This is a genomic window from Bradyrhizobium sp. Ash2021 (assembly GCF_031202265.1).
Classification (GTDB): Bacteria; Pseudomonadota; Alphaproteobacteria; order Rhizobiales; family Xanthobacteraceae; genus Bradyrhizobium.
On record NZ_CP100604.1, the window covers coordinates 3,328,627 to 3,340,923 of the forward strand.

General features: G+C 64.2%; 11 protein-coding genes. 9 read left to right on the plus strand and 2 right to left on the minus strand.

All coding sequences use genetic code 11. The features are described 5' to 3' along the window. The first annotated feature begins 30 nt into the window (after window positions 1–30). Together NL528_RS15860 and NL528_RS15865 are read left to right on the plus strand one after the other, a co-directional pair. The gene (locus NL528_RS15860; RefSeq protein WP_309183614.1) at window positions 31–3,264 is read left to right on the plus strand and encodes a cytochrome P450; all 3,234 of its coding nucleotides are present in this window, start codon (window positions 31–33) and stop codon (window positions 3,262–3,264) included. Between the two features lie 56 nt (window positions 3,265–3,320). Then, complete coding sequence (locus tag NL528_RS15865; protein ID WP_309183616.1) at window positions 3,321–3,995, plus strand: spermidine synthase; 675 nt, start codon at window positions 3,321–3,323, stop codon at window positions 3,993–3,995. Between the two features lie 8 nt (window positions 3,996–4,003). Here NL528_RS15865 and NL528_RS15870 read toward each other — a convergent pair whose 3' ends face one another. Both NL528_RS15870 and NL528_RS15875 read right to left on the minus strand, forming a co-directional pair. Further along, entirely contained in the window at window positions 4,004–4,816 is an 813-nt protein-coding gene (locus NL528_RS15870) for a methyltransferase domain-containing protein (RefSeq protein WP_309183617.1), read from the minus strand. 57 nt (window positions 4,817–4,873) lie between these two features. Beyond that, a complete protein-coding gene (locus NL528_RS15875; protein WP_309183618.1) occupies window positions 4,874–5,794 on the minus strand; it encodes an alpha/beta hydrolase in 921 nt (306 codons plus the stop codon). A gap of 169 nt (window positions 5,795–5,963) precedes the next feature. Between NL528_RS15875 and NL528_RS15880 the strand changes: the two genes are divergently transcribed. The 7 genes from NL528_RS15880 to paaX all read left to right on the plus strand — a co-directional run bounded on the left by NL528_RS15880 (window position 5,964) and on the right by paaX (window position 12,232). After that, entirely contained in the window at window positions 5,964–6,344 is a 381-nt protein-coding gene (locus NL528_RS15880) for a hypothetical protein (RefSeq protein WP_309183619.1), read from the plus strand. Then, window positions 6,341–7,438: an alpha/beta fold hydrolase gene (locus NL528_RS15885; RefSeq protein ID WP_309183620.1), complete on the plus strand. Its 1,098-nt coding sequence runs from the start codon at window positions 6,341–6,343 to the stop codon at window positions 7,436–7,438. The genes NL528_RS15880 and NL528_RS15885 overlap by 4 nt, the downstream gene beginning before the upstream one ends. Next, complete coding sequence (locus NL528_RS15890; protein WP_309183621.1) at window positions 7,435–8,028, plus strand: GNAT family N-acetyltransferase; 594 nt, start codon at window positions 7,435–7,437, stop codon at window positions 8,026–8,028. Before NL528_RS15885 ends, NL528_RS15890 begins: the two co-directional genes overlap by 4 nt. A gap of 186 nt (window positions 8,029–8,214) precedes the next feature. Then, window positions 8,215–8,691 (plus strand): phasin, encoded by a 477-nt coding sequence (locus NL528_RS15895; protein WP_309183623.1) that lies wholly within the window; start codon window positions 8,215–8,217, stop codon window positions 8,689–8,691. A gap of 203 nt (window positions 8,692–8,894) precedes the next feature. Further along, window positions 8,895–10,181: a DUF445 domain-containing protein gene (locus NL528_RS15900; protein WP_309183624.1), complete on the plus strand. Its 1,287-nt coding sequence runs from the start codon at window positions 8,895–8,897 to the stop codon at window positions 10,179–10,181. Window positions 10,182–10,373: 192 nt separating this feature from the next. Next, window positions 10,374–11,144, plus strand: a complete 771-nt coding sequence (locus NL528_RS15905) for an alpha/beta hydrolase (RefSeq protein ID WP_309183625.1) — start codon at window positions 10,374–10,376, stop codon at window positions 11,142–11,144. A gap of 215 nt (window positions 11,145–11,359) precedes the next feature. After that, window positions 11,360–12,232 carry a phenylacetic acid degradation operon negative regulatory protein PaaX gene (gene paaX, locus NL528_RS15910; protein ID WP_309183626.1) on the plus strand — a complete coding sequence of 291 codons (873 nt, stop codon included), beginning with the start codon at window positions 11,360–11,362 and terminating at the stop codon, window positions 12,230–12,232. The last annotated feature ends 65 nt before the right edge of the window (window positions 12,233–12,297 follow it).

The window sequence follows — 12,297 nt, forward strand, 5'->3', positions numbered from 1 at the left end:
TGTAGCGAGATCGCAGGAGAGACTACCGCAATGGCGTCACCCAATAAACTCAGTCCGATCCCGCATCCGCCGAAAAAGCCCGTGGTCGGCAACATGCTGTCGCTGGATCCGAACGCGCCGGTGCAGCATCTGGTAAGGCTGACGAGGGAGCTCGGGCCGATCTATTGGCTGGACATGATGGGGGCGCCGCTGGTGATCGTGTCGGGCCACGATCTCGTCGATGAACTCAGCGACGAAACGCGCTTCGACAAGGCGGTGCGCGGCTCGCTGCGCCGGGTCCGCGCGGTCGGCGGCGACGGGCTGTTCACCGCCGATACCTCGGAGCCGAACTGGAGCAAGGCGCACAACATCCTGCTGCAGCCGTTCGGCAACCGCGCGATGCAGTCCTATCACCCGAGCATGGTCGATATCGCCGAGCAGCTGGTCAAGAAATGGGAGCGGCTGAACGCCGACGAGGAGATCGACGTCGTTCACGACATGACGGCGCTGACGCTCGACACCATCGGCCTCTGCGGGTTCGACTACCGCTTCAATTCCTTCTACCGCCGCGATTACCATCCATTCGTCGAATCGCTGGTGCGCTCGCTCGAGACCATCATGATGACCCGCGGCCTGCCGCTCGAGGGCCTGTGGCTGCAGAAGCGCCGCAAGGATTTGGCGCAGGACGTCGCCTTCATGAACAGGATGGTCGACGAGATCATCGCCGAGCGGCGCGGCAACGCCGAAGCCGCCGAGGGCAAGAAGGACATGCTCGGCGCCATGATGACCGGCGTCGACCGCTTAACCGGCGAGCAACTCGACGACGTCAACATCCGCTACCAGATCAACACGTTTCTGATCGCGGGCCACGAGACCACGAGCGGCCTGTTGTCCTGCACGATCTACGCGCTGCTCAAGCATCCCGACATTCTCAAGAAGGCCTATGAGGAAGTCGACCGGGTGCTCGGGCCCGATACCAACGCCCGGCCGACCTATCAGCAGGTCACGCAACTGACCTACATCACGCAGATCCTCAAAGAGGCGCTGCGGCTGTGGCCGCCGGCGCCGGCCTACGGCATCGCGCCGCTCAATGACGAAACCATCGGCGGCAAATACAAGCTGAGGAAGAACACCTTCGTCACCGTGCTCGTCATGGCGCTGCACCGCGATCCGAGCGTGTGGGGACCGAACCCGGACAAGTTCGATCCGGAAAACTTTAGCCGCGAGGCCGAGGCGGCGCGCCCGATCAACGCGTGGAAGCCGTTCGGCAACGGCCAGCGCGCCTGTATCGGGCGCGGATTTGCCATGCATGAGGCGGCGCTGGCGATTGGCATGATCCTGCAGCGCTTCAAGCTGGTGGATAATCACCGCTACCAGATGCATCTGAAGGAAACGCTGACGATCAAGCCCGACGGCTTCAAGATCAAGGTTCGTCCGCGCGCCGACCGGGAGCGCGGTGCGTTCACCGGCGGTACGGCGGCGGCCGCAGTGTCGACCGCGGCGGCGCCTCGCGCCCGGACGCGTCCGGGACACAACACGCCGCTGCTCGTTCTGTATGGATCCAACCTCGGCACCGCGGAAGAGCTGGCGACGCGGGTCGCCGATCTCGCCGAGGTCAACGGCTTTGCGACCAAACTCGCGCCGCTCGACGATTACGTCGGCAAGCTACCGGAGCAGGGCGGCGTCCTGATCTTCTGTGCGTCCTATAATGGCGCTGCGCCCGACAATGCCACGCAATTCGTCAAATGGCTCGGTGGCGATTTGCCGAAGGATGCCTTTGCAAAGCTGCGCTATGCCGTGTTCGGCTGCGGCAACAGCGACTGGGCTGCAACCTATCAATCGGTTCCGCGCGGGATCGACGAGCAACTGGCCGCGCATGGCGGGCGCAGCGTCTATGCGCGCGGCGAGGGCGATGCCCGCAGCGACCTCGATGGCCAGTTCGAAAAATGGTTCGCCGCACTGGGACCGGCGGCGGCGCAGGAGTTCGGCCTCGCCTCGAACATCACGCGCAGCGCCGACGACGAGCCGCTCTACAAGATCGAGCCGGTGGCGCCCTCAGCGGTGAATGCGATCGTCGCCCTGGGCGGCGCTGCGCCGATGAAGATGCTGGTCAATTCCGAGCTGCAGAACAAGGCGGGCGCCCAGCCATCCGACCGCTCGACCCGGCATATCGAGGTGCAACTGCCGTCCAACATCACCTATCGCGTCGGTGACCACCTCAGCGTAGTGCCGCGCAACGATCCGGCGCTGGTCGATTCCGTCGCGCGCCGCTTCGGCTTTTTGCCGGCCGATCAAATCCGGCTGCAGGTCGCCGAAGGCCGCCGCGCGCAATTGCCGGTCGGCGACGCGGTGTCGGTCGGGCGTCTCCTGACCGAGTTCGTCGAGTTGCAGCAGGTCGCGACCCGCAAGCAGATCCAGATCATGTCGGAAAACACCCGGTGTCCGGTCACCAAGCCGAAATTGCTTAGCCTTGTCGGCGACGACGCCGATTCGACGGAGCGGTACCGGACCGAGGTGCTGGGAAAGCGCAAATCGGTGTTCGACCTGCTGGAGGAACATCCGGCCTGCGAACTGCCGTTCCATGCCTATCTGGAAATGCTGTCGCTGCTGGCGCCGCGCTATTATTCGATCTCGTCGTCGCCCGCTGGCGATGCCGCGCGCTGCAGCGTCACCGTCGCCGTGGTCGAGGCGCCCGCAAGTTCGGGCCGCGGCATCTACAGGGGCGTCTGCTCGAATTATCTCGCCGGCCGCCGCAACGGGGAAACCATCCACGCCACGGTTCGCGAAACCAAGGCCGGCTTCCGGCTGCCCGACGACGCCGCCCAGCCGATCATCATGATCGGGCCCGGCACCGGCCTGGCGCCGTTCCGCGGTTTTCTGCAGGAGCGCGCCGACCGCAAGGCGAAGGGCGCCAGCCTCGGGTCGGCGATGCTGTTCTTCGGCTGCCGTCATCCCGAACAGGATTATCTCTACGCCGACGAACTGAAAGCGTTCGCAGCCAACGGCATCACCGAACTGCACACCGCGTTCTCGCGCGCCGACGGGCCGAAGACCTATGTGCAGCACCTGGTCGCGGCGCAGAAGGACCGGGTATGGAGCCTGATCGAGCAGGGCGCGATCATCTATGTCTGCGGCGATGGCGGCAAGATGGAGCCGGACGTCAAGGCCGCATTGGTCGCGATCTATCGCGAACACTCCGGCGCAGGCGCGGAAGCCGGGCAGCGCTGGATCGACGAGATGGGCACGAAGAATCGCTACGTGCTGGATGTGTGGGCCGGGGGGTAGTTCCGCCGTCCCGCCTGCGCCGGGACGACGGCAATTCGTGTGCTAGAACCCCTTCCATGATTCCATGGGTCAAGATCGACACCGCGCGCATTCCCGGCACCGACGCGGAATTGCGGCTGATGCGGCGCGGCGCCGAGTTCTCCATCATGCTCGGCACCAACGAGCTGATGAACAGCCGCCTCAGCGGTTCCGAGGCCGCGCTCGCGACGCTTGCAGCCAAGAAGATCGAAAAGGTCGCAAAGCCGCATGTGCTCATTGGCGGCCTCGGCATGGGTTTTACGGTGCGGGCGGCACTCGGCGTGCTCGGAATCAAGGCGCAGGTCGTGGTGGCTGAGCTGGTGCCGGCGGTGGTGGCCTGGGCACGCGGCCCGATGGCCGAGATTTTCGGCGACAGCCTGATCGATCCCCGCGTCAGCGTTTTGGAGACTGATGTCACCGAGGTTATCCGGTCGCGTGCACGAACCTTCGATGCGATACTGCTGGATGTCGACAATGGTCCGGAGGGCCTGACCCGCAAGGCCAATGATGCGCTCTATAATTCAGCCGGACTGAAAGCGGCGCACGCGGCGTTGCACCCCGGCGGCGTGCTGGCGGTCTGGTCGTCCGGACCCAATCCGCCCTTTGCAAAACGTCTGCGCGGCGCCGGCTTCGACGTCAACGAAGTTGCCATCCGCGCCACTGGAAGAGGCGGCGGCGCGCGCCATGTGATCTGGATCGCGACCAGGGAATAACGCGCGCATCAGCCGCGGCTGGCGCTGATCACCAACGCCTGGATGCGGCCTTCGATGGCCCCGGTGCCAAATCGGCGTGACAATGCTTCCGTCGCTCGTTGGGTCGCCGCCTCGAGGCCTGAGGCGTCGCGGGCCTCGATCTCGTTTCGCAGCGGCGTTCCCTGGCAATAGGCAATTGCGGGCTCGCGCGGCGAGGGCGCCTTGCTGCGGTGGTCCACGGTGTCGATCGAGACGGCCGTGAACCCGGCGGCATCCAGTTCCTGTCGGATAAGTTGGACATCATGGTAGCCATGCGGGGTGCGGGCCATGAAGCGCGGGGGATCGTGCGGAAACAGCACGGCGAGCGCATCCGTGACCGTGTCCGCGAATTCGTTATCCGAGATCGGGCCCCACACATTGAAAAGGAAACGTCCGCCCGGCCGCAAGATCCGGCGCGCCTCTTTGTAGGCCAAAACCTTGTCCGGAAAGAACATCGCGCCGAACTGGCAGGCCACCGCGTCAAAGCTTTGATCTGTAAATGGCAGGGCAAGCGCGTCGGCCTGCCGCCACTCGATCCGTCCATCCCCGGACGATAGCGCTGCCCGATCGAGCATCGGTTGGTTCAGGTCAGTTGCGACAATGCGCGCCTCCGCAGCAAGGATCGACGCCATCGCGCGGGTCAGAACGCCGGTTCCTGCGGCCGTTTCCAGCACATTCCCCGGTGTTGCTTGTGCCAGCCGCCGGGCGAGATCGCGCGCGTAAGGCTCGAAGATGAGCGGGACCAGAAACCGGTCGTAGATTTCCGGGATAGAACCGGCAAATAGTTTATCGGATGCCACCATCGTACTGCTCCCCTGGACGCGCACGACCGGTGCTGCATGTAACGATTAAGCGCTGGGCTACGCCGCCTTGGCCGCCGCGCCATGCGCGTGCTTGTCGATGGCGTCGATGATCTGCGGCCACAGCGGGATCGGCAGCGCGTGGCCCATGCCTTCGACCATCAGGAGCTTTGCGCCCGGGATCGACGCCGCGGTGTCCTTGCCGCCCTCCGGGCGGACCAGCGGATCGACGGTGCCGTGGATCACCAGTGTCGGCGCCTTCACCGCGTGCAGCCGTTCCTTGCGGCTGCCCGAAGCCAGAATGGCGCGGAGCTGCCGGCCGACGCCGGCCGGATTGAGGCCGCGCTCGAACGTGCGTTCCGCGCGCGAGCGATCGAGCGCCTCGTCTTCCGGGAAGGAACCGACGCGCAGGATTTTCCAGGTCTGTGCAAACCGCTCGAAATATTCTTCCCTGGTGGCCGGCGGCGGCGCCATCAGCATCGCGGAGGCCTCGCGGGTCGGCGGCGGCACTTTGGGATTGCCCGTGGTCGACATGATCGAGGTCAGTGAGCGCACCCGCTGCGGGAACGAGATCGCGATTTCCTGGGCGATCATGCCGCCCATTGACGCCCCGACCAGATGCGCCGACCTGATGCCGAGCACGTCCATCAGCCCGGTCGTGTCCCTGGCCATGTCGATGAGCTTGTAGGGCGCGGCGACCGGGATCTTCAGGAACCGCAGCTTGAGCAGTTCGACGGGCGTGAGCCGCTTGCCGCCGCTCAATTTGCCTGATTTGCCGATGTCGCGATTGTCGAAGCGGATGACGCGAAAGCCGCGCGCGGCGAGCTGGCGGCAGAACTCGTCGTCCCAGTGGATCATCTGGGCCCCTAACCCCATGATCAGCAGCATCGGTTCTGCGCTCGGGTCGCCAAAAACCTCGTAGCAAATGTCGATGCCGTTGGCGCTGATGATCTGCGGCGGCTGATGAGCTTGCGGGTTCACGGTGGGCTATCCCCTGGGTGGTATCGCGATGAGGAAACTCTATGCCACGGTTTGTCGCAGCGCAGAAGGCTTTCCGTGACTTGGTGTTGACCAGCCCGCCGCAACGGTATGGTATGCTTGGAAACAAGCGAAGCGTGCAAAGCGCTCGTAACCGTCCGGGAGAGCGCCAATGGTCGACAAGGGCAACGATCCTGCCGTGATCTGGCAGACGATGATCGGCGAGATGGAGAAGGGTTTTAACTCCTTCGCCAACAAGGCGATGGCGTCGCCTGAATTCTCCAAGGTGATGAATCAGGTCGGCGGCGTCACGGCGGGTGCGCAAAAGCAGCTCGGCGAACTCATGGAGAAATATCTCGTCAGCATGAACCTGCCGAGCCGGGCGCAGCTCGTCGGCATGGCCGAGCGGATTCAGGCGATCGAAGGCCAGTTGAACGAGATCAAGGCGCTGCTGCACCAGGTGCACAACAACTCCAGCGCGCCGGATAGCGGCTATGGCGCGCCGCGGCCGCCGCGCACCAAGCGTCCTCCCTCGGAAGGAGAACAGAGATGAGCGCCAGCGCTGGCCTCAGATCTGCGGGCCTCGATCTGGCTGACATCCCGGACCGGATCCAGTCCGAGGTGCAGCGTGCGATCCAGCGCAGCATCAAGGGCGTCGAATATATCGCTTCGTCCGGGCCGTCGCTGGGATCGACGCCGAAAGACATCCTGGCGGTCCGCGGCACCATGAACCTCTATCACTACCGCCCGATGGCGGACGAAATCTACCGTGTGCCGATCCTGATCGTGATGGCGACCACCAACCGCGGCTACATCCTCGACATGGTGCCCGGCCAGAGCTTCATCGAATTCCTGCTCAAGCGCGGTTACGACGTTTACATGCTGGACTGGACCGCGCCGAAGCCGGAGGAGAAGTCGCTGGGGATGGAGGACTACGTCCTCGACTTCATTCCGGATTGCGTCCGCCGCGTGCAGCAGGATTCCGGCGAGCAGGATGTCACGGTGATCGGCTATTGCTTCGGCGGCGTGCTGTCGCTGCTGTACGGCTCGATCTTCAGCGACGGGCCGATGAAGAATTTGATCTGCTTCACTACGCCGATCGATTTCCGTGAGATGAAGCTGTTCTCGAATTTCTCGGATAGGCGCTATTTCGACGTCGACCGCCTGGTCGACAGCGTCGGCAACGTACCGCCGGAAATGATCCTGTCCTCGTTCGAAATGCTGCGGCCGGCCTCCCGCGCGGTCAGCCAGGTGCAATTATGGGAGAACATCTGGAACGACGAGTTCGTCAAATCGTACCGGATGTTCGACCGCTGGGCGACCGATACGCTGCCGCTGGCCGGCGAATATTTCCGCGCCATCACCAAGGACCTGATGTGGGACAACAAATTGTTCAACGACACCATGTCAGTCGGCGGCCGTGCGGCGGATATTTCCAAGATCAAGGTGCCGATCCTGCACGCGGTGGCCGAGCACGACCACATCGTGCCCTATGACGCGGCCAAGCATCTGATCGCGAAGGTCGGCTCATCCGACAAGGAAGAGGTGATGCTCAAGGGCGGTCACGTCAGCCTCGTTGCAGGGGCCAACGCCATCAAGCGGCTGTGGCCGAAACTGGACAACTGGTTAGGTGGAAGATCGATATGAGTGAAACACGTTCCTACCCTCGGCACGTCAAGACCGATGCCGGCGAGATTGAATTCCGCCTGATGGCGCCGGCCGACGAGCCCGCCGTGCTCGCCTTCGCGCAGAAACTGCCGACCCATGATCTGCTGTTCCTGCCGCGCAATATCAGCCAGCCCAAAGTGCTGTCGGCCTGGGTCAACGAGATCGAGCGTGGCGCGATCGTAAGCCTGCTGGCGGTGAAGGCGGGGGCGGTGGTCGGCTGCGGCACGCTGGTGCGCGATCCGCACTCCTGGTCGCCCCATGTCGGCGAGATCCGGATGGTGGTGTCGCAGGACGTGCGCGGCCAGGGCGTCGGCCGGGCGCTGTCGCAGGAGACCTTTGCGCTGGCGCTCGGCGCCGGGCTGGAAAAGCTGTCGGTGCAGATGACGGTCGATCAGCAGGCGGCGATCGCGCTGTTCGAGAGCCTCGGCTTCAAGGCCGAGGCGCTGCTGCGCGACCACGTCCGCGACGTCGACGGCAAGAAGCACGACATCGTCGTGCTCGGGCACAATGTGGCGCAGGTTCGGGCACAGATGGAGGCCTATGGGCTTCCCGGGGCGGTCACGCATTAGCCTAAAGTGGAACTTTCGCCGGTTCGCTAGGCAAATCGCTCAGCGTTAAGGCTGATCACGAATTAGTGATGTCGCGCTGCACCATTGATGTTGCAACGCACCATTAATTATGGCACAACCCTCTCGCCCCGGGCCAAACCGGACGGGGTGAGCCCATAGCTCAAACCTGAGGATGGAGAGACCCCCATGACCACCGAGACCAATTCCGTGCTGAATACCGTCAAGGAAGCCTTCGCGCCCGTCACCGAGGCGTTCACCAAGCTCCAGAACCTGGAAGTTCCGGAAGCTGCCCGTGAGTTCGTGAAGAAGCAGGCCGAGACCGCCAAGGTTCGCGCCGCCGACCTCCATGCCGGTTCCGAGAAGGTGACCGCCGCGATCGAAACCGCCGTTGCCGGTTCGGTCACCGAGGCCGCCAAGATCAGCCGCAACATCCAGCAGGCGCTCTATCAGGACGCGGAAGCGTTCTTCGCCGGCATCGACAAGCTCGCTTCGGCCAAGTCGCTGAGCGAAGCCGCCCAGATCCAGTCGGACATGGTCCGTGCGCGCGGCGAAGTTCTCGTCACGCGGGCGAAGGCCACCACCGAATATCTCGGCAAGCTCGTCGCCGACGGTGCCAAGACCGCGCAGGACAACTTCTCCAAGGTCTACACCAAGACCGCCTGATCGCGTTTCCCTGCCAACTGCCGTTTCGAAGGCCCGCTTAGGCGGGCCTTCTTTTTGACGATTACATCCGCGTCATTCCGGACGACGCGAAGCGGCGATCCGGAATCTCGAGATTCCGGGTTCGTGCTTCGCACGCCCCGGAATGACGGCGATGGGTGCATCGCGCTATACTTGAAGTCGCCGTCATTCATCCGAAAGCCGTCATGAGCCTTCCCGCCACCTTCGTCATCGACGCTCCCGGCGACGCGCAACGCGCCGCCGAGCTGCGGCGCGTGAAGTGGCTGGCGACATCGGTGCTGGCGGCAACGCTGTTGCTGTTCGTCGCCGCGAAGGTGCTGCTGCCGCTGCATCCGGCCTTCGGCTTCATCGCGGCGTTCGCGGAAGCCGCCACCATCGGCGGCCTGGCCGACTGGTACGCCGTGGTAGCCTTGTTCCGCAGGCCCTTGGGACTGCCGATCCCGCACACCGCGATCATCCAGAGCAATCAGCACCGCATCGCCGACAAGCTCGGCGAGTTCATCGAGGTGCATTTCCTCGAAGCCGCTCCCGTCGAAGCCAAATTGCGCCAGATCGACTTCGGCTCGTTCATCGCCGACTGGCTGCGCGACCGCAAGCGCAGCGAGGATCTCGCCCGCTTCGCGCTGCGGCTGTTGCCGGAGGCGGTCTCGGCGACGGAAAGTTCGGGCTTGATGACCTTCGTCAGCCGCCGCATCACCGCGAAATTGATGTCGATCGATCTCGCGCCGCTCGCCGCCGGCACGCTGCGCGGCTTCGTGCAGGAAGGCCGCCATCAGGGATTGCTCGACGATATCCTGCGCGTGATGCATCAAACGCTGACGCAGGCGGAAACCATGGCCGTGATCCGCGAAAAGATCCGCGCTGAATTGCCGACGCTTTTGAAGCTCTACCGCGCCGACCGGTTTCTGGTGAACCGGATCGTGGCCTCCGCGACCACCTTCTTCGAGGAAGTGCGCAACGATCCAAAACACCCGTTCCGCGGTGAATTCGATCGCATGCTGCTGTCGTTCGTCGATCGCCTCGGCACGGATAAGGCCTTTGCCGATCGCATCGACGGGCTGAAGCGCGATCTGCTGGCGCGGCCGGAGCTCGGCGACCTCGCGCGCAATGTCTGGTCGAACGCGCGCTCGTTCATCGAACGCAGCGCCTCGGGCGAGACGCAGGTGCTGCAGCAGATTCTGGCGCGGATGTTCGCGGAGGCGGGCGAGGCGCTGGCCGGCGATGCCGAACTGCGCGCCGAGATCAACCAGGGTCTCGTGGCCGTGCTCAAAACCGTGATCGCCGAGCAGAAGAGCGGCGTCTCGACCTTCATCTCCGATCAGGTCAAGGCCTGGGACATGGGGCAATTGATCTCGCTGATCGAAATCAACATCGGCCGGGACCTGCAATACATCCGCTTCAACGGCTCGCTGATCGGCGGGCTTGCCGGCCTGGCGTTGTACACGCTTGAGTACCTGCTGCGGTGGCTGTGACTAATTGATCACGACTGCGTTTTTACTGGCCATTGTTGCAGTGCGTTCCGCTTGAAAGGGCAGAATCAGTTCCCTAGCTTTCCAAGTCAGGTTGTTGCGTTGCGGAACGATTGTACCGAAGAGACGTCTTCTAATTTGCCACATTTGGCCGGCTGCCGAGACGTAAGGGGCCAGGCCTGAACAGGAGATACGATGTCCGTTGCTGCGCAGACGCTTCGCCCGCCATCCAGAACACTGATGTTTCTGGAAGGGCGGGCCATTTCCGAGTTGGGCGCGTTTCTCGGGGCCTTGCCGCTTCTCAGCCTGGCGCCCCGAGGTGACGGACACCCGGTGCTGGTATTGCCCGGCCTCGTCGCCTCCGACACCTCGACGCGTCCGCTGCGCAGTTTTCTGAAGAGCAAAGGCTACGCCGTCAGCGGCTGGCGGCAGGGTCGTAATCTCGGGCTGCGCCATGGCGTGCAGCACGCGATGGTCGACCTGGTGCAGGAATTGAACGACACCCATGGCCGCAAGGTCTCGCTGGTCGGCTGGAGTCTCGGTGGTCTCTACGCGCGCCAGCTCGCCAAGATGATGCCGGAGCGTGTGCGCTCGGTGATCACGCTCGGCAGTCCGTTTGCAAGCGGTCCGAAGGCGACCAACGCCTGGCGCGTCTACGAGATGGCCAGCGGCCGTCGCGCCGACGAAGAGGAGGCGCGGTTCGGTGGATCGCTGGCCGGCACCCCCCCGGTGCCGACCACCGCGATCTTCAGCCGCACCGACGGCATCTGCGCCTGGGAAGGCTGCCGCGAACAGACCTCGTCGATGTCCGAAAGCATCGAAGTCGAAAGCAGCCATTGCGGCATGGGCCATCATCCCGCCGCGGTCTTTGCGGTCGCCGATCGCCTGGCGCAGCCCGAGGGCAAATGGGCGCCGTTCGACCGTTCGGGCTGGCGCAGCCTCGCCTATCCCGATCCGAACCGCTGATTGCGAAGCGCCGGCGTAAGTCGGCGCGGCGCTTGCTTACCTCGCCCCGCTTGCGGGGAGAGGTCGGCGCGTAGCGCCGGGTGAGAGGGACTCTCCGCGCATTCGGTATTCGTTGAGGCAGCCCCTCACCCCAACCCTCTCCCCGCAAGAGCGGGGCGAGGGAGAAGCAGCACTGCCGTTGTCGTGAATCCACAAAACGCGGTATGCGTTGACGCATGCCGCAACCGCCGCTCGCCCGCATCGTCGACCAGTTGAAGCGCGAACCGTCGCGCACCGGCTCCATCGTCATCACCGTGTTCGGCGATGCCATCGTGCCGCGCGGCGGCTCGGTCTGGCTCGGCACGCTGCTGGAGTTTTTCGAAGCGCTCGACATCGACAGCGGCGTGGTGCGCACGGCGATGTCGCGGCTCGCCACCGACGGCTGGCTCGAGCGCAACAAGGTCGGCCGCAACAGTTTTTACCGGCTGGCCAAAAAGGGCCGGCAGACCTTTGCCGCCGCCACCCGGCATATCTACGATCCGCCGCCGTCCGACTGGACCGGACGCTTCGAGCTGCTGCTGATCGGCAATGGCGAGGACCGTGACGCGTCGCGCGAGGCCCTGAAGAACGCGGGCTTCGGCAGCCCGCTGCCGGGCGTCTGGGTGGCGCCGTCGGGCGTGGCTGTTCCCGAGGAAGCCGCAGGCGCTATCCGCCTCGAAGTCTCCGCCGAGGACGACAGCGGCAGGCGTCTGCTCAGTGAAAGCTGGCCGCTGCAACGCACTGCGGATGCCTATCAAAAGTTCATGAAAACCTTCGAGCCGTTGCGCGGCTGGATCGGCCGCGGCGAGCCACTCACCGAGGCCGACGCCTTCGCCGCGCGCATCCTGCTGATCCATCATTACCGCCGCGTGGTGCTGCGCGATCCGCTGTTGCCGACGTCGCTGTTGCCCCGGGATTGGCCGGGTGGGGCGGCGAGGGAGCTCTGCGGCGAGATCTATCGCGGGCTGCTTCGTCAGTCCGAACAATGGCTTGACCGCCACGCGACGAACGAAAACGGCCCGCTGCCGAAGCCCGCCGCGGAACTGGCGCGGCGGTTTGACGGGATGTGAATATGTTACAAAAATATCTTGCATGTTTAAAGTTTTGATATATATCAAAGCCAACAACATTCGGG

Coding starts and splice junctions, on each gene's coding strand:
- NL528_RS15860 (WP_309183614.1), top strand. CDS start 31: ATGGCGTCACCCAATAAACTCAGTCCGATCCCGCATCCGCCGAAAAAG.
- NL528_RS15865 (WP_309183616.1), top strand. CDS start 3,321: ATGATTCCATGGGTCAAGATCGACACCGCGCGCATTCCCGGCACCGAC.
- NL528_RS15870 (WP_309183617.1), bottom strand. CDS start 4,816: ATGGTGGCATCCGATAAACTATTTGCCGGTTCTATCCCGGAAATCTAC.
- NL528_RS15880 (WP_309183619.1), top strand. CDS start 5,964: ATGGTCGACAAGGGCAACGATCCTGCCGTGATCTGGCAGACGATGATC.
- NL528_RS15885 (WP_309183620.1), top strand. CDS start 6,341: ATGAGCGCCAGCGCTGGCCTCAGATCTGCGGGCCTCGATCTGGCTGAC.
- NL528_RS15890 (WP_309183621.1), top strand. CDS start 7,435: ATGAGTGAAACACGTTCCTACCCTCGGCACGTCAAGACCGATGCCGGC.
- NL528_RS15895 (WP_309183623.1), top strand. CDS start 8,215: ATGACCACCGAGACCAATTCCGTGCTGAATACCGTCAAGGAAGCCTTC.
- NL528_RS15900 (WP_309183624.1), top strand. CDS start 8,895: ATGAGCCTTCCCGCCACCTTCGTCATCGACGCTCCCGGCGACGCGCAA.
- NL528_RS15905 (WP_309183625.1), top strand. CDS start 10,374: ATGTCCGTTGCTGCGCAGACGCTTCGCCCGCCATCCAGAACACTGATG.
- paaX (WP_309183626.1), top strand. CDS start 11,360: ATGCCGCAACCGCCGCTCGCCCGCATCGTCGACCAGTTGAAGCGCGAA.